Here is a 15,565-nt window from a genome sequence, read left to right as displayed (position 1 = left end):
TTATATTTTAAGTTAAATTAGATAGTTCATGAAATTTTTTCAATCTTCCTAAAAACAAATTTTGATAGATGACTAAATTATGTCCTTGAATTTTAAATTCTTGGAATAATTTATCTACAGTGCAGACCAAGATTACACAAGAAGTGATATTAGAGTTATACACAACATTGTGAGCCAAAGAATAAGCACTGGTTTGTAATAACCATGAATCGATATACTCAGCTTTCTTTGGTTTATTGCTTTGTTTAAAATCTATAATTGTTTCTCTTCCTTCATAAACTCCAACACAGTCCGCAGTGCCAGCATACTTATCTGGATAGTACAATGTACACTCAACACCCCATATTTCTTCCAATCTATTTTTTAAACCATGATCTATTATTTCTTTTGCCATCAATTTATATTGTTCATTATCATCAAAAAAACTTAAATTTTCTCTTCCAAGTAAATAAGATTCTAAGTAGTTATGCATCTGTGAGCCTCTGCTGCTTGCTGCTTTTGTGATAGCTTCAGCTTCTTTATATCCTGTTCTCTCTCTCCAATTTGCTAGTGCTGCTTTATCCTCCTCAGATTTAGTAACATCTAAAATTGAAGTAACACTTGGTAATTTTTCTTCTCCCAAAAGGTATCTTCTAATACCATCAACTGTTGCTCTTGAAGATTTTGGATAATCATATTTACGATTCCATTGCATGAGATTTCTTATAAATGGTATTATCAAAAAAAAGAAATTAATTTTTAATTTGTCTTTGTTTATCAACGAATTTTTCAACGTTGTCTGTTTGTACAGCTTTCTCTACCTGCTCTGGATCTTTTATGCTTTCCAAAGTTCTATTTATTGATCTTGCATCTGTTCCAAATTTATCAACTACACCCATAGCATCTTCTAATTTTTTTCTAAGAACTACTATATTGTCAAAGTGTTTTGAAAATCTTGTGCTTATTGTTTTTAAATGATTATAGATTTCAGTTGCCCCCTTTTGAACTTTCAAGGATTGGAAGCCCATGTGTAAAGATTGCAAATATGCTGATAAAGTATTAGGGCCACAAATTACAACTTTATATTTTTTCATTAATTCTTGAGTTAATAATTCTTTTGTACTTGGGTCTTGGTATTCAGTTAATTCTTTGTATAAACTTTCTGTAGGAGCATACACAATTGCAAAGTCAGTAGTTTTTGGTGGTACTATATATTTTTCATTTACACTTTTGGCTTTTGCTTTAAATGCAGTAGCTAATTTTGCTCTAGCATCGGCAACTAACCTTTTGTCTTCCGCGTCATGACCATCGGTAATTGCTTTAAATTTCTCCACCGGAAAATGACTATCAACTGGAACTAAAACATCACCTTGTAGCTTGATTGCAAATTCTACATTCTCACTTGTATTTTCTTTCATTTTCACATTTGTCATGAATTGAGAAGCTGGTAGTAAATCTTTAATCAGTGCATCCAAACTAAACTCTGCAAGAGTTCCATATTTTTTAACTCCAGCCAAAATTTTTGTTATTCCTTCTTGGCTTTGGTTTAATAGTTGAACTTGTTGATTAAAATTTCCAACTTTTTCATCTACTTTAGTCAAAGCTGCTGTCATATCTTTTGTTACTCCAGTAGACAGGTTATTAAATGAAGTGGACATTGCTCCAAGTGAGCTATTGATTGTTGTGTTTAACGTATCCTTCAAACTTGAAATTTCAGATTTTAGGTTAGCAATTTCTTCAGCTTCTTTATTTTCTTTTTGATCTTGAGGCTTAGATCTTAAATTTAAGTAAAGAATAGCTGAAACTACTCCCAGTAACAGAATTAAAATAACTAAAAATATAGCTTCCATGAATCACTTTATATCATATATAAAATATGTAATGGAATTATTATTAATACTTAAAATTATTATCAGTTTAGGAATACTTGTTGGGGTTTATGCAATCCTTCGAAACCTAGATATTATTAAAATTATTCTTATTTATTGGAAAGATTTAATTCTTAGAAAGTAATCTAGCTAAACTTTGAAGAGATTTATTTTTAGACGATGATTTTGATTTCATCATACAAGCTTCTGATTTTAATATTTCACCATCTTTTAAAATCCTTAGATTATTAGCTTTTAAAGTTTCTCCTGTTGAAGTAATGTCAGTAATTATTTCTGATGAACCAGTAAAAGGATATGCCTCGGTAGCACCTAAACTATCTACCAATTTAAATTGAGTAACCCCTTTAGAAAATAAAAATTCTCTTGTTAGATTTGGATATTTGGTTGCAACTCTTAATCTTCTCTTTTTCTTGTCTCTAAACTCAAATGCTATTTCCTCTAAATCAGCAATAGTTTGGACATCAATCCAAGGATCTGGAATTGCAACTACTAACGTGGCCTTCCCAAAGTCATATTTTTTAATAACATTAATTTTCTTTTGAATATTTATCTCACTTTCCTGTAATAAATCAAAACCAGAAAACCCTAGATCTAATGAACCATCTCCAAGTCTTTCTATAATTTCTCTTGCATGAAGGAATAAAATTTTAACATTTTTCTTTTGTTTAATTGAGCCTAATAAATCTCTTTCTCCTCTTTCTGAAATTAGATTTAATTTATTTTTTTTAAATATGTTTAAGACATCTTTTCTGAGTCTGCCTTTGCTGGGAATTCCAATATTTATAATATTTTTCTTCATTAATAATTTAAATTTAATGCAGCCCCAACTGCTGGTATTTGTTTTTTTGACCCAAGATCAGAAATTAATCGATCATAACGACCACCATTAATAATATTTTTTATTTTATTTTTTGATTTAACATCAATTTTAAAAACCATTCCTGTGTAATATTCCAATTGTCTTCCAAAAGAAGTTGAAAATACTACATTTAGTTTTGAAACTTTATTTTTAGAGACAGGAAAATACCTTTGATCAACCAACAAATTAATTCTATTTTTTTTAAAAAATTTGTTTAACTCAGATGCAGCCTCATTTATTGGGCATTTGATTTTTAAGAAGTCTTTAATAATTTTTGAAACACCTTTACCTTTACTAGCTCTTCTTGGATCTTTAATTTTGTTATCAAATCGATTTAATATGTCATTAATTGTTCTACCTGCTATTACTTTTGATAGATCTTCTTTTAGCATTTTTAAATAACGCTTTTTATCTATTTCAACTATAGTTGGATCTACATCAGAGTTTGTTTCTAATCTTTTTAGAAGATCATTAAAGTAATCTTCTCTCCAAAAATGTCTTGATAATCTTAATTTCCATCTTTTCGGGATATCTAGTTTTGAAATTAACAAATTAAATATCTCAACATTCCCTATTGTTAACTTACCTGAAGAATATTTAATATTTTGAAGAGATTTTAGTGAGGTATTGATAATTTCTTTATCATCATTTTTTTCATCTTTAGAACCTAAAATTTCAAATCCAATTTGATCTCGGATAATAGAATCACTTTTATTTTCAGATTTTCTATAAGCTTGACCACTATAGAAAATTTTTTCTTTTCCTTTTAAATTATTTTCTATGTATCTTAGGCAAGAAGCAATTGTTAAATCTGGTCTAAGACATAACTCACTACCATTTTGATCAGTAAATGAAAAAATGAATTTTCTAAAGTTTTCTCCTGACCTTTGAACGATATGATTGGCCTCAATAACTGAGGGTAAATCTATATATTTGTAACCCTTAGATTTTACTGATCTAAGAATGTTTTCAGATAAGTTTTTTGATTTCATCTATTAAATTTGATTTTGGAAATGTTTTGCTATTTTCACCTTTAACACCTTTAAGATTTTTTATCGTTACTGTACCTTCATCAAATTCATTGTCACCACATATAACTGCTACATTTAATTCACGCTTGTTTGCCAAGGTTAATTGCTTACCTAAATTTTTCTTTGTGTCTAAAAAAATTTCTGCATTAATGTTATTTTCTCTTAATTGGTCTACAATTTCGTAATAATTTTTTAGATATTTTTCATCCATCACACAGACTAAAACAGGCTTTTCATCATCGACCTTGATCTGATCCAATTGTAAAAGTGCAAATAACAATCTATCCACACCAAAACTAATCCCTGTACCTGGAATATCTACCCCTTTAAATCTTGAGATAAGTTTAGCATAAGAACCTCCAGAACAAATACTGCCAATATCAACTTCTTTTCCTTTATTATTTGTAACTTTAAAATTTAAGTTAGTTTCAACAATAAAATCAGAATAATAAGCTAGACCTCTAACAATAGTAAAATTGGTTTGTACTTGTTCTAAATTAGAACTAAATCCTAAAATTTCAAAAACTTCCTCAAGCTCTTTAATTCCTTTTTGAGACAATGGATTTTTTAAATTTTCTTTTAGTTGTTTTAAGTCTTTTATTTTTAAAAAATTTAATATTTGTGATGCTTGTTCATCTGTTAGATCAGCCCCTTTTGTAACTGCACCGCTTGTATCTTTTCTCTCTTTTTTAAGAAGATCTTCAACACCTTTTAAACCAAATCCAGGTTTGTCTAATTTATCAATAGCTCTAATTACTTTTAATTGTTTATCTTCAGATATTTTTAAATCATCAATTAAACCTTGTACAATTTTTCTATTACTAATATTGATCGTAAATTGATCTTTATTCAAACCACAATCTAAAAGTGTACTCGAGATTAAATTGCAAAGTTCTGCATTAGCTTGAGCTGAATTAACATTTCCAACAATATCAAAATCGGCCTGCATAAACTCTCTGTATCTTCCATTTCCTGCTTTTTCATTTCTAAAAACATTTTGAATTGCATATCTTTTGTAAATTGATGGAAGCTCTTGGTTGTTTTGAGCAACAAATCTAGCTAAAGGACTAGATAGATCGTATCGAAGAGTAATATTTTTATCACCATCTTTAAATGAGAATACATCAGACATAGGATTATCCTCATCCTCTGCTAAAAACGAACCAATATTTTCGCTGATCTCAAAAGAAGGTGTCTCTAATGGTTCAGCTCCAAATTTTAAAAAATTTTTTTCAATCACTTTTAAAAGTTGTTTTTTTAAAACTAACTTTTTATTCCAACGATCTTCAAATCCAGATGGTAAGGAAGGATTGAGTTTTTTATCTTTTTCCATTTTAGTGGTACTTTGGGTAGGTTACGCTCCTACGACTTCGGATCCACAAACCGACGTGATACTATTTCACCACCAAAGCTTATCCTTTAGTTATTATCTTATTTTATGTGGAATGAAAATTATAATATAAATAAATAGCCTAATGGCTATGGAAACAGTTTCTATGAGTACTTCTATAAGTAATTCTGTATGTAATATTTATATTCATGTGCAGCCTTTTAGACAAAAATTATTAATATTCAAGGCTTAAATAAAAAAAGGACGTTAATCTACTAAATGTAGAAATAACGTCCTTTAGAAATTTTACGAAAATTAGTCTATTTTTTTTAAATTTACTGCAGAAGGACCTTTAGGACCGTCTTCTAATGTGAATTCAAGTTTATCACCTTCATTAAGAAATCTCATTCCAGCAGCTTTTACAGCTGAAGCATGTACAAAGGCATCTTTCTCTTTGTCGTCTCTCTCTATAAAGCCATATCCCTTTTTACCATTATACCATTTTATTTTACCTTGTAGTGTACTCATCTTATTTCTTCGTCCTTTTGTTATTTATTATATTAATTAAGTTAATTTCTTTTACAGGTATTTCAAGATCAAACTTTGTGGTGGTGGCTGAGGAAGGATTCGCACCTCCGACACAAGCCTTTTCAGGGCTCTGCTCTACTCCTGAGCTACTCAGCCTTATTTATCCTCTAAAGATAATTCTTCCTTTAGTAAGATCGTAAGGTGTCATCTCCACAGTTACATTGTCACCTTGAAGAACTCTAATTCTGTTTTTTCTTAACTTACCTGCTGTGTGAGCTGTAACCGTATGACCATTCTCTAGCTTAACTCTAAACATTGCATTCGGAAGTAAGTCTATCACAGTCCCCTTAAATTCAAGTAAGTCTTGTTTTGACAAATTTATTTTCTCCTTATTCTTTTTAATACTGATTGAGCATGCCCAACCAGGCCTTCATAATTTGCAAGTGTTATAACTGATGGTCCAAGACTTTCAATACCCTTTTTTGATAGGTTTATGTATGAAATTCTTTTGTAGAATTCGTTTACACTTATACCACTTGAATATTTTGCTGATCCGTTAGTTGGTAAAACATGGTTTGAACCAACATTATAATCCGTCATAGCCATAATAGCATATTTTCCTAAACAAATTGATCCTGAATTTTTTATTTTTGAAACAATAGATTTATAATTTTTAACATTTAACTCTAAATGCTCTGGAGCAATTTTGTTAACAATATCGATAATTTTTTTATCTGAATTTACATGCATTAAAATACCATTATTTTGCAAACTTCTCTTTGCAATAGTTTCTCTTGGAATTTCTTTTAATTGTTTAATTATTTCAGTTCTAACTTTATTTAATAAGTTTTTATCTTTTGAAATTAATATACACTGTGCAAGATCATCATGTTCTGCTTGTCCTATTAAATCACTTGCAACCCATTCTGGATTAGAATGCTTGTCACAAACTATTGTAACTTCTGAAGGACCAGCAGTCATGCCCTCAATTCCAACATCTCCAAAAACTTCTTTTTTTGCAGCTGCAACGTAAGCATTTCCAGGACCTACAATTTTATTAACCTTTTTAATTTTTTTTGTTCCATAAGAAACTGCAGCTATAGCAGATGGTCCACCAATTGAATAAATTTCCTTAATTTTACATTTTTTGGCAGCATATAATACTGCAGGATTTTGTTTTCCTTTATAGCCTGGGTTGATCATAACTATTCTTTTTACACCAGCAACAATAGCTGGAATTGCATTCATCAATACACTAGATGGATAGGATGCAGTTGAACCAGGTACATAAATTGCAACCGACTCTAAAGGTAAATATTTATACTCAAGTTTATTTTTAAATTTATCAGTGTAAGAAATATTTTTAAACTTTTGTAATGAATGAAATTTATAAATCCTGTTGTAAGCAGTATCGATAGATTGTTTTACAATAGAATTTAATGATTGAATTGATTTTTGAATTTGATTTGAGCTAGGCTTGATTACTGAATTTTTATTAAATTTTTTCTCATATTTTAATAAAGCTTTATCACCATTTTTTTTAACATCTTTAATAATGTTAGTGACTGAAACAAAGCTTGATTGAACTTTTCTCTTTCTTTGCAATAATAAATTATCTAATAATTTACCAAAATTTTTCTTACTGCTATCTAAAACCTTCATCTCTAATTTATTTCGCTTTGATCCTCTAATATTGCTTCAATCGTTTCGGCGGTCAAAGCGATATGAGCATTATTACTAAAAAAGAGATTTATTTCATAAACATCGTTATTTTTCAAATAATCTATTCCTACTAATTCTAAAACCAATTCTTGATTTGATTGATCAATATTTTTTGACTTTACCTTATCAACAAAATCAAATCTGCAGATACTATTGACTTTTTTGTCCTCATTTTCATTTTCTACTTTAATACGTTCAATTGATAATAGAAATACTTTATTAGATTCTAGATACTTAATGTCTGAAACTTTTACTTTAGCTCCTGAGCTACAAGCTGAAATCATTTGCAATCCCTCTTTGTCTGTAGCAATAATTTTGGCTAAATATTTGTTCATCTTTTTAATCTTTTTATTTTAACACCAATATTTTTTAATTTATTTTCAATTTTTTCATAACCACGATCTAAATGATAAATCCTGTTAATTACAGATTTCCCTTGTGCAACCGAAGCTGCTAAGACAAGTGCCACTGATGCTCTTAGATCACTAGACATAACTTCTGCACCAATAAATTTCGTATTACCCTCAATATAAGCTTTATTATTTTTGGTTGTAATATTTGCGCCTAATCTCTGTAATTCGGCAACATGCATAAATCTGTTTTCGAAAATATTCTCAGTGATTGAGCTTTTTCCTTTTGCTTTACACATTAAGACCATTAATTGAGCCTGTAGATCTGTTGGAATTCCAGGAAACTCTTTTGTTTTGATATTTTTAATAGACTTAATTTTTTCTGGTCCATTAATATGAATTTTATTTTTGCTTACTTTTATTTTGGCTCCTGTTCTTTTTAATAAATCAAGTTCTGTATTTATTATTTTTGGATCTAAATTATTAATTTCTAGAGTTCCTTTAGCTAAAGTTGCTGCTACGCAAAAAGTACCAGCTTCAATTCTATCAGCCATCACTGAATAATTTGTTGAATTTAAAGAACTTACTCCGTTAATAGTACAAGTTCTCCCATTCCAATTAATTTTTGCACCAGCTGAATTAAGAAAATTAGTAAGGTCTTTTATTTCTGGCTCAACAGCGCAATTTCTTAACACTGTTTTTCCTCTTGCTAAGCATGCAGCAATTATAGAATTTTCAGTTGCGCCAACAGTAATTTTTGGAAATCTAATTAACCCTCCTTTAAGTTTGCCAAAAGATTTTGCCAATATGTAACCATCCTTAATTTCATAATTCATCCCAAGTTTTTCTAAAGCTGACAAATGATAATTAACTGGTCTTGCACCAATTAAGCAACCACCTGGTAGTGATGTTTTTGACTTATGATATTTTGCAACTAATGGTCCTAATACTAAAATTGAACCTCTCATTGTTTTAACTAATGAATAACTAGCAAAAGTTTTCATATTTTTATTGTTTGAAATTTTTGCAGTTTTTTTATCTTTGGAAAGTTCAATTTTTGATCCAAGAGATTTAAGTAAATTAAGCATAGTACTAATATCTTTTACTCTTGGAAGGTTATGAAGAGTTACTGGTAAATCGAAAAGTAATGTTGCTGCTAATATTGGCAGTGAAGCATTTTTAGAACCTGATATTGAAACTTTACCCTTGATTTTGCTAGGACCATCAATCAGAAATTTGTCCATAACTTACTTTTTAATTTTAGCAACCTGAATAGTAGTTTGTCCCTGATATTTACCGTTCTTAGATTTATAAGTTGTCTCTGGTTGAGTCTCTGATTTAAAGAATAAAAATTGGGCTATACCTTCATTAGAATAAATTTTTGCTGGATTGGGTGTAGTGTTGCTTAGCTCTATAACTATATTTCCCTCAAATTCATTTTCAATAGGAGTTACATTACAAATTATACCTGTTCTAGCATAAGTGCTTTTACCAACACATATACAAAGTACATCTTTTGGAATTCTGAAATATTCTACTGTTTTAGCTAAAACAAATGAGTTTGGAGGAATAATGCAATGTGGTCCCTTTTTCTCTATAAAATTGTCATCTGAAAAATTTTTTGGATCAACTAAGGAATTATTTACATTAGTGAATATTCTATATTCATCAGAGATCCTAACATCATAACCCATGCTACTTAATCCATATGATATTTTTCCCTCTGCAACTTGATGATCTAAAAATGGTTCAATCATGTTGTGCTCTTTACACATCTTCTTAATCCACGAGTCAGGCTGAATAGACATTACTTAGATTTTTTTTTGTTTTTTTTTTGGAATAGTTTTCTTTTTTTTAAGTTTTTTCTTAAAGCTAAGCTCAAACGCTCATTTTTATCTTTTGAACTCATTCTTTGTTGGGATTAGTCAAAAAATCTAACGATATTGGTTTATTAGGATCTAATGGTTTTGATGTGGGCTCTTCTTTTTTTGGGCCTTCTTTAGCTAAACGTTTGGCTTTTTTTTCAGCAAGCTTTCTTTCTCTTTTAGCTTGCTTCTCCATAAGCTTGTTACCTTTTGTAGATTTATAATCGTAGTGAATTCCCATAACATTTTTTTTAGTAGATATAGATCATTATAATCAAAAAATTAAGGCAATAATTAGAAAAAAATGCTTTATTATCAATAAATTACTAAATGTATTTTAGCTCCTGTAGTTAAATGGCATAACAAGTCATTGGTAATGACTAGTTCCCTGGTCAGTACAGGGTGGGAGCACCATTAATTTCTGTAAAATTTTTTTCTAAAAATGATTGAAATCACAATTAGTACAAAAAATGCTAAAAGAGGAACATGGATATCTGGAGAAAATATAATATCCATTATTCCAGGAACTTCTGAATTTTGATCGATTACTTTTTCAATCCCACTTCCAATTGAAACTGCCAAAAAAATCTGAGGTATTATTCCTAAAAAAGTTGCTAATAGAAAATTTTTTACTCTTACATTAAATAATGTTGGCAATAGACAGCTTATTTGCCAAGGAACTCCTCCAATAAATCTGTAAACGAGCAAATAAAAAAATTCAGATTTTTTAAATTTGATTTCAAGATTTTGAAATTTATTAAGAAATTTTTCTCTAATTAAATTTTTTAAAAAATAATTTCCAAATATATACAAAAAAGTTGCGCCTACACTTAAACCAGTTACCACAACTAGTGTTCCAATCCATTTCCCAAAGATAAAACCACCCATAAGTGCTACGGGAGATCCAAAGCCCAGAAAAGGAAATACCCAAATCACTGTTAGAAACAAGAAAGAAATTGAAACTAAAAATAAATTAGAATTCTTCAAATCAATTAAATAAGATCTGTTATTTCTCAAAAAATCATAAGATGTAATCTCCTGAAGACTGAATTTTGAAAAGAAAAAATATAAAAATAAACTAACAATTAATAAGTAAGATAAACCTATAAATAATTTAATTTTTTTTGTTTTTTCCATGAATATTGTTATTTTATTCCTAAATCTTCTATTTGCTATTTTTATTATTGCTAATATAAAGGGGCAAAAATTTATAAAATTTAATCAATTTATTTATGAAAAGAACGTACCAACCTTCAAATAAAAAAAGAGCACGAAAACACGGCTTTAGATCAAAAATGAAGACTAAAGGTGGAAAGAAACTTTTAGCTAGAAGAAGAGCCAGAGGAAGAAAATCTTTAACTGTATCAGTGTAAATTAATGAAAAGCAAAATTGTTGCTCTTTCAAAAAACGAAGAATTTAAAAATTTACTTAAACAAAAAAAGTTTTCAAATAAGTACGTAACTATTTTCTTTGGTAAATTAATGAATAAAGATAATAAAAAACTCAATATTAGTTTTGTAACAAAAAAGAAATTAGGGAATGCTGTTAAGAGAAATAAGATTAAAAGAAGATTAAGGAATATTTTAAATGAGGCAGTTAAAAAAATATCAATAAATTTTAACTATTCATTCCTTGTTATCGCTAAGTCATCTATGCTAAATAATGAATACAAATTAATAAAAGAAACTCTATTTCAGGATTTTGAAAAAATAAAATAATGAATATTTTTACAAATATATTAATTAAAATTATCAAAGGTTATAAATATTTGATTAGCCCTTTATTTGGACATTCTTGTAGATATTTACCTACTTGCTCAGAATACAGTATTGATGCACTTAAAGAATTTGGTCTGTTAAAAGGATCATTTTTAAGCATTAAAAGAATCTTATCTTGTCACCCAATCAAATTTTTAGGTGGTGGTGAAGGTTTTGATCCTGTTAAAAAAAACACAAAATTAAAATAATATGGATACTAAAAATATAGTAGCAGCAATTTCATTATCAGCAGCAGTTATAGTTTTGTATTCACTATTTTTTGCTCCTCCACCAATTACTAAAGAAAATATGGCTGAAGAAAATAAAGTTGAACAAAACAGCGATACACCTTCACTAGATCAAAAAGAAAATGTTGCTGAAATTTCTAGAGAAGAAGCTTTAAATCAAAGTGAAAGAATTAATTTTGAAAATGAGAGTATTGTTGGTTCTATTTCACTTAAAGGTGGTGTTATTGATGATCTAACTTTTAAGCAATATAATGTCAGTCTAGACTCTCAAGAAAAAGTTACGCTACTTTCACCAAGAAATTCAAAAGATGGTTATTTAATTGAAAGTGGTTTTATTACATCTGATAAAAATGTTGAAATTCCAAATTCAAATTCTATTTGGAAAGTTTCAGGAAATAATAAGTTAACAGATCAATCACCTATAAAAATATCTTGGACAAATGATCAAGGTATAACATTTGAGAAAGAGATCGCCTTAGATGACAAATATTTATTTTCAATTAAACAAAGTGTAATTAATCCTACAGATAAAAAATATGATTTTTATACTTATGGGCAAATCATTAGAAATGAAATGCCTGATATATCTAACTTTTATATCCTTCATGAAGGATTAGTGGCAACACTTGATGATGAACTTATTGAAGAAGATTACGATGATATACAAGAGAAAAAATTTTCAAGAACAGCTCAAAAAGGATGGTTAGGGATTGGAGATAAATACTGGGTAACTTCGCTAATTCCACCTAGAGAAAAAGAATTTAAAACAACATTTGATTATAAAGATAAGTTCAGAGCAAATTTTGTATCAACAGAGCCATTAGAGCTTAATGAAAATTCATTGATTGAAGAAACATTACAAATCATTGTTGCTGCAAAAAGAGTTGATGTAATTGACGGATATGCTGAATCTTTAAACATTGATAAATTTGACTTAACAATTGATTGGGGATTTTTATACTTTATTACCAAACCGTTATTTTTTGGAATAGATTATTTCTTTAAATTACTTGGAAATTATGGCCTAGCGATTATAGCAATTACAATTTGTATAAGATTAGCATTTTTTCCACTTGCAAACTTTTCGTTTAGAAGCATGGCAAAAATGAAAGCCTTACAGCCTGAAATGGCGAGGCTGAAAGAGCTACACAAAGACGACAAAATGAAATTGCAACAAGCGATGATGGCTCTATATAAAAAAGAAAAAGTAAACCCAATGTCTGGTTGTTTGCCAATACTTGTGCAAATTCCAGTTTTCTTTGCTTTATATAAAGTTTTATTTGTAACAATTGAAATGAGACAAATGCCTTTTTATGGCTGGATACAAGATTTATCTGAAAGAGACCCTACCTCTTTGTTTAATCTATTTGGATTATTGCCTTATGATGTGCCATCATTTTTAGTCATTGGAGCATGGCCTGTTGCAATGGGTGTTTCTATGTGGGTTCAACAAAAATTAAATCCTGCACCAACAGATCCAATGCAAGCAAAAATATTTATGTTCTTTCCATTATTCCTAACAATAATTTTAGCACCTTTCCCAGCAGGGTTGGTAATATATTGGACAGTAAATAATATTTTAACCATGGCACAACAAGTTTTCATAATGAAAAGAACCACTGTTAAAACAACAACTTAATGTTGGATATTAAAGAAGAAGAATTAAAAACAATTCTACCACTAGATGGTCCATCAACTGAAGAAGTTAAAAAATACTTAGAAAAATATAACGATGAATATATTGTTATTAAATGTGGTGGTAGTGTTTTAATTGATCAAAATCTTTTTGATATTTTTATTCAGGATATTTCAACTCTAAATAAACTAGGTTTCACTCCTATTATTGTTCATGGAGGCGGGAAAAGAATAAGTAATAAACTTAATGAGATAGGTTTAAAAAGTAAATTTATAAAAGGATTGAGGGTAACTGATAAAGAAACTATTAAAGTTGTAGAAGAAGTATTAATTGATTTTAATAAAGAAATTATAAATGCTCTAGATAAACAAAATTGCGAAAGTCAGACTATTAATTCCAAGGAAAATAATATTTTAACAGTTATCCAAGAAAATGAAGAGCTTGGTTTCGTGGGCTCTCCTACAAATGTAGATCAATCAATAATAGATAAAATTATAGCAGATAAAAAAGTGCCTATTATTGCACCCTTGGGTTTAGATAAAAATGATCAAACTTATAACGTCAATGCAGATACTGCAGCTGGCTATATTGCTAAAAAAATTAATGCTAGAAGGTTAATTATATTAAGTGACGTGGAAGGCGTTTTAGATAACAATAAAAATCTAATTCCAGAAATTAATTCAGAATCTATAAAAGACTTAATAGATAATGAAACAATTACTGGTGGCATGATTCCAAAAATAAATAATTGCTTAGATGTTGCTAGAAACGGAGTAAAAGGAGTTGTTATAATAGACGGAAGAAAAAATCATTCTGTTCTATTTGAACTTTTGTCAGATGAGGGATCTGGAACTTTAATTAGACAATGAAAAATTTAAGCCATATTAAAAATATTTTATTTGATTGTGATGGTGTCCTATATAGCGACCTAGAGGCTGTATTTGGTCAAGTAAGCCGAAAAATGACTGAATATATCTCAAGTAAACTTAATGTAGATTTAAAAAAAGCCAAAGAACTTCAGACAAATTACTTTCACAAATATAACACAAGCTTAAATGGTCTAATGATACATCATGAAATTGATCCTAAAGAATTTTTAGATTTTGTTCATGATATTGATTTATCTTTTTTAGAAAAAGATACAGCATTAAGATATGAGTTAGAGAATATAAATTTAAGAAAATTTGTCTTTACTAATGGTAGTCACAACCATGTAAAGCATATCACTAAAACCCTAGGAATTCACGACCAATTTGAAGGTATATTTGATATCGTAGATGCAGAATATCACCCAAAACCAGAAGCCAAAGCTTTTGATTTAATGATAGAAAAATTCAAAATTGATCCAAAAGAAACTTTGTACATTGAAGATATAGCAAAAAACTTATCGATAGGTAAAGAGCGAGGAACAATTACCGCTTGGTTAATTAATGATGAGGAATGGGGCAAAAAAGAATCTGATAAAGAATATATTGATTATAAAATTGAAAATCTTACTTTATTTTTAAAAGAAATAAGGTTATTAAAAAACCAATAAAACTATGAGTATAGAAAACATTATAAATGAAGCTTGGGAGAACAAAGATCAAGTTAATCAAAATTCAGATCAAAAATTAAAAGATACTATTAATCAAGTAATAGAAGATCTAGATAGTGGTAAATCTAGAGTTGCTGAAAAAATTGATGGTGAATGGGTAACTCATCAACACTTAAAAAAAGCAATTATGCTAAGTTTTAGAATTCATGGAATGGAAACTTTAGATGGTCCCTACTCAGCTTGGAGAGATAAAGCTCATTTGTTAAAAGGAAAAACAGCCGGATGGTCAAATGCTGATTTTGAAAAAGCAGGTTTTAGAATGGTACCAAATACTGCAATGAGAAAAGGATCATATGTTGCTAAAAATGTTGTTCTAATGCCAAGTTATGTAAATATTGGTGCTTACATAGATGAAGGAACAATGATGGATACATTTAGTCGTGCAGGTAGTTGCTGTCAGATTGGAAAAAATTGTCATATTTCAGCAGGAACTGGTATTGGTGGAGTTTTAGAACCAGCACAAGCACTTCCAACCATTATTGAAGATAATGTTTTTGTAGGTGCCATGTCAGAAGTTGTGGAAGGGGTAATAGTTGGTGAAGGTTCAGTGCTAAGTATGGGTATGTATATTGGCCAATCAACTAAAATCGTTAATAGAAAAACTGGTGAAGTAACTCACGGTAAAATACCTCCTTACTCAGTCGTTGTTCCTGGATCATTACCAGACAAAAATAATCCTGCTGCACCCTCGTTATATTGTGCAGTAATCATCAAACAAGTTGATGAAAAAACAAGATCTAAAACATCAGTAAACGATCTTTTAAGAGATTAAA

Annotated in this window: 20 protein-coding genes and 1 tRNA gene; 7 read left to right on the top strand and 14 right to left on the bottom strand. The window is 29.1% G+C overall.

The window, feature by feature from the left end:
- Positions 1-7 precede the first annotated feature (7 nt).
- From ACTTA4_RS01905 to ACTTA4_RS01840, 14 genes are all read right to left on the bottom strand, one after another.
- The gene (locus ACTTA4_RS01905; protein WP_440633295.1) at positions 8-694 is read right to left on the bottom strand and encodes a hypothetical protein; all 687 of its coding nucleotides are present in this window, start codon (positions 692-694) and stop codon (positions 8-10) included.
- 37 nt (positions 695-731) lie between these two features.
- Entirely contained in the window at positions 732-1,829 is a 1,098-nt protein-coding gene (locus ACTTA4_RS01900; RefSeq protein WP_440633294.1) for a DNA recombination protein RmuC, read from the bottom strand.
- 145 nt (positions 1,830-1,974) lie between these two features.
- Positions 1,975-2,667: an ATP phosphoribosyltransferase gene (gene hisG / locus ACTTA4_RS01895; RefSeq protein ID WP_440633293.1), complete on the bottom strand. Its 693-nt coding sequence runs from the start codon at positions 2,665-2,667 to the stop codon at positions 1,975-1,977.
- Entirely contained in the window at positions 2,667-3,719 is a 1,053-nt protein-coding gene (locus ACTTA4_RS01890; RefSeq protein ID WP_440633292.1) for an ATP phosphoribosyltransferase regulatory subunit, read from the bottom strand. The genes hisG and ACTTA4_RS01890 overlap by 1 nt, the downstream gene beginning before the upstream one ends.
- Complete coding sequence (gene hisS, locus ACTTA4_RS01885; RefSeq protein ID WP_440633291.1) at positions 3,697-5,091, bottom strand: histidine--tRNA ligase; 1,395 nt, start codon at positions 5,089-5,091, stop codon at positions 3,697-3,699. Before hisS ends, ACTTA4_RS01890 begins: the two co-directional genes overlap by 23 nt.
- A gap of 312 nt (positions 5,092-5,403) precedes the next feature.
- Positions 5,404-5,616, bottom strand: coding sequence for a cold-shock protein (locus tag ACTTA4_RS01880; RefSeq protein ID WP_075505957.1), 213 nt, complete (start codon positions 5,614-5,616; stop codon positions 5,404-5,406).
- Between the two features lie 81 nt (positions 5,617-5,697).
- Positions 5,698-5,772: transfer RNA gene (locus tag ACTTA4_RS01875), tRNA-Phe, on the bottom strand.
- A gap of 4 nt (positions 5,773-5,776) precedes the next feature.
- The gene (gene infA / locus ACTTA4_RS01870; protein ID WP_023854397.1) at positions 5,777-5,992 is read right to left on the bottom strand and encodes a translation initiation factor IF-1; all 216 of its coding nucleotides are present in this window, start codon (positions 5,990-5,992) and stop codon (positions 5,777-5,779) included.
- A gap of 2 nt (positions 5,993-5,994) precedes the next feature.
- The gene (gene hisD, locus ACTTA4_RS01865; protein WP_440633290.1) at positions 5,995-7,278 is read right to left on the bottom strand and encodes a histidinol dehydrogenase; all 1,284 of its coding nucleotides are present in this window, start codon (positions 7,276-7,278) and stop codon (positions 5,995-5,997) included.
- 2 nt (positions 7,279-7,280) lie between these two features.
- Positions 7,281-7,673 (bottom strand): DUF2948 family protein, encoded by a 393-nt coding sequence (locus tag ACTTA4_RS01860; protein ID WP_440613489.1) that lies wholly within the window; start codon positions 7,671-7,673, stop codon positions 7,281-7,283.
- A complete protein-coding gene (gene murA, locus ACTTA4_RS01855; RefSeq protein ID WP_440633289.1) occupies positions 7,670-8,932 on the bottom strand; it encodes a UDP-N-acetylglucosamine 1-carboxyvinyltransferase in 1,263 nt (420 codons plus the stop codon). The genes ACTTA4_RS01860 and murA overlap by 4 nt, the downstream gene beginning before the upstream one ends.
- A 3-nt stretch (positions 8,933-8,935) precedes the next feature.
- Positions 8,936-9,496, bottom strand: coding sequence for a dCTP deaminase (gene dcd, locus ACTTA4_RS01850; protein ID WP_075505953.1), 561 nt, complete (start codon positions 9,494-9,496; stop codon positions 8,936-8,938).
- Positions 9,497-9,593: 97 nt separating this feature from the next.
- Positions 9,594-9,794, bottom strand: a complete 201-nt coding sequence (locus ACTTA4_RS01845; protein WP_075505952.1) for a hypothetical protein — start codon at positions 9,792-9,794, stop codon at positions 9,594-9,596.
- Between the two features lie 173 nt (positions 9,795-9,967).
- Entirely contained in the window at positions 9,968-10,690 is a 723-nt protein-coding gene (locus ACTTA4_RS01840) for a TVP38/TMEM64 family protein (protein WP_440633288.1), read from the bottom strand.
- 95 nt (positions 10,691-10,785) lie between these two features.
- Between ACTTA4_RS01840 and rpmH the strand changes: the two genes are divergently transcribed.
- Genes rpmH through dapD form a run of 7 tightly spaced genes read left to right on the top strand, consistent with a single transcriptional unit; the run spans position 10,786 to position 15,564 of the window.
- Positions 10,786-10,926 (top strand): 50S ribosomal protein L34, encoded by a 141-nt coding sequence (gene rpmH, locus ACTTA4_RS01835; RefSeq protein WP_023854404.1) that lies wholly within the window; start codon positions 10,786-10,788, stop codon positions 10,924-10,926.
- Between the two features lie 4 nt (positions 10,927-10,930).
- Positions 10,931-11,272, top strand: coding sequence for a ribonuclease P protein component (gene rnpA, locus ACTTA4_RS01830; protein ID WP_440633287.1), 342 nt, complete (start codon positions 10,931-10,933; stop codon positions 11,270-11,272).
- Positions 11,272-11,520 (top strand): membrane protein insertion efficiency factor YidD, encoded by a 249-nt coding sequence (gene yidD, locus ACTTA4_RS01825; RefSeq protein WP_075505949.1) that lies wholly within the window; start codon positions 11,272-11,274, stop codon positions 11,518-11,520. Before rnpA ends, yidD begins: the two co-directional genes overlap by 1 nt.
- 1 nt (position 11,521) lies before the next feature.
- Complete coding sequence (yidC, locus tag ACTTA4_RS01820) at positions 11,522-13,198, top strand: membrane protein insertase YidC (protein ID WP_440633286.1); 1,677 nt, start codon at positions 11,522-11,524, stop codon at positions 13,196-13,198.
- On the top strand, positions 13,198-14,064 hold the full coding sequence (argB, locus tag ACTTA4_RS01815; RefSeq protein ID WP_440633285.1) for an acetylglutamate kinase: 867 nt from the start codon (positions 13,198-13,200) through the stop codon (positions 14,062-14,064). The genes yidC and argB overlap by 1 nt, the downstream gene beginning before the upstream one ends.
- Positions 14,061-14,732: a pyrimidine 5'-nucleotidase gene (locus ACTTA4_RS01810; RefSeq protein WP_440633284.1), complete on the top strand. Its 672-nt coding sequence runs from the start codon at positions 14,061-14,063 to the stop codon at positions 14,730-14,732. The genes argB and ACTTA4_RS01810 overlap by 4 nt, the downstream gene beginning before the upstream one ends.
- Positions 14,733-14,736: 4 nt before the next feature.
- Positions 14,737-15,564 (top strand): 2,3,4,5-tetrahydropyridine-2,6-dicarboxylate N-succinyltransferase, encoded by an 828-nt coding sequence (dapD, locus tag ACTTA4_RS01805; RefSeq protein ID WP_440619350.1) that lies wholly within the window; start codon positions 14,737-14,739, stop codon positions 15,562-15,564.
- Position 15,565: the final 1 nt, after the last annotated feature.

It is taken from the genome of Candidatus Pelagibacter sp. HIMB1485 (assembly GCF_052048055.1).
In the GTDB taxonomy this organism is placed as follows: domain Bacteria; phylum Pseudomonadota; class Alphaproteobacteria; order Pelagibacterales; family Pelagibacteraceae; genus Pelagibacter.
The sequence above is the reverse complement of the archived record's forward strand: the minus strand, read 5'-3'. Positions and strand labels throughout refer to the sequence as shown.

Coding starts and splice junctions, on each gene's coding strand:
- ACTTA4_RS01905 (WP_440633295.1), bottom strand. CDS start 694: ATGCAATGGAATCGTAAATATGATTATCCAAAATCTTCAAGAGCAACA.
- ACTTA4_RS01900 (WP_440633294.1), bottom strand. CDS start 1,829: ATGGAAGCTATATTTTTAGTTATTTTAATTCTGTTACTGGGAGTAGTT.
- hisG (WP_440633293.1), bottom strand. CDS start 2,667: ATGAAGAAAAATATTATAAATATTGGAATTCCCAGCAAAGGCAGACTC.
- ACTTA4_RS01890 (WP_440633292.1), bottom strand. CDS start 3,719: ATGAAATCAAAAAACTTATCTGAAAACATTCTTAGATCAGTAAAATCT.
- hisS (WP_440633291.1), bottom strand. CDS start 5,091: ATGGAAAAAGATAAAAAACTCAATCCTTCCTTACCATCTGGATTTGAA.
- ACTTA4_RS01880 (WP_075505957.1), bottom strand. CDS start 5,616: ATGAGTACACTACAAGGTAAAATAAAATGGTATAATGGTAAAAAGGGA.
- hisD (WP_440633290.1), bottom strand. CDS start 7,278: ATGAAGGTTTTAGATAGCAGTAAGAAAAATTTTGGTAAATTATTAGAT.
- ACTTA4_RS01860 (WP_440613489.1), bottom strand. CDS start 7,673: ATGAACAAATATTTAGCCAAAATTATTGCTACAGACAAAGAGGGATTG.
- murA (WP_440633289.1), bottom strand. CDS start 8,932: ATGGACAAATTTCTGATTGATGGTCCTAGCAAAATCAAGGGTAAAGTT.
- dcd (WP_075505953.1), bottom strand. CDS start 9,496: ATGTCTATTCAGCCTGACTCGTGGATTAAGAAGATGTGTAAAGAGCAC.
- ACTTA4_RS01845 (WP_075505952.1), bottom strand. CDS start 9,794: ATGGGAATTCACTACGATTATAAATCTACAAAAGGTAACAAGCTTATG.
- ACTTA4_RS01840 (WP_440633288.1), bottom strand. CDS start 10,690: ATGGAAAAAACAAAAAAAATTAAATTATTTATAGGTTTATCTTACTTA.
- rpmH (WP_023854404.1), top strand. CDS start 10,786: ATGAAAAGAACGTACCAACCTTCAAATAAAAAAAGAGCACGAAAACAC.
- rnpA (WP_440633287.1), top strand. CDS start 10,931: ATGAAAAGCAAAATTGTTGCTCTTTCAAAAAACGAAGAATTTAAAAAT.
- yidD (WP_075505949.1), top strand. CDS start 11,272: ATGAATATTTTTACAAATATATTAATTAAAATTATCAAAGGTTATAAA.
- yidC (WP_440633286.1), top strand. CDS start 11,522: ATGGATACTAAAAATATAGTAGCAGCAATTTCATTATCAGCAGCAGTT.
- argB (WP_440633285.1), top strand. CDS start 13,198: ATGTTGGATATTAAAGAAGAAGAATTAAAAACAATTCTACCACTAGAT.
- ACTTA4_RS01810 (WP_440633284.1), top strand. CDS start 14,061: ATGAAAAATTTAAGCCATATTAAAAATATTTTATTTGATTGTGATGGT.
- dapD (WP_440619350.1), top strand. CDS start 14,737: ATGAGTATAGAAAACATTATAAATGAAGCTTGGGAGAACAAAGATCAA.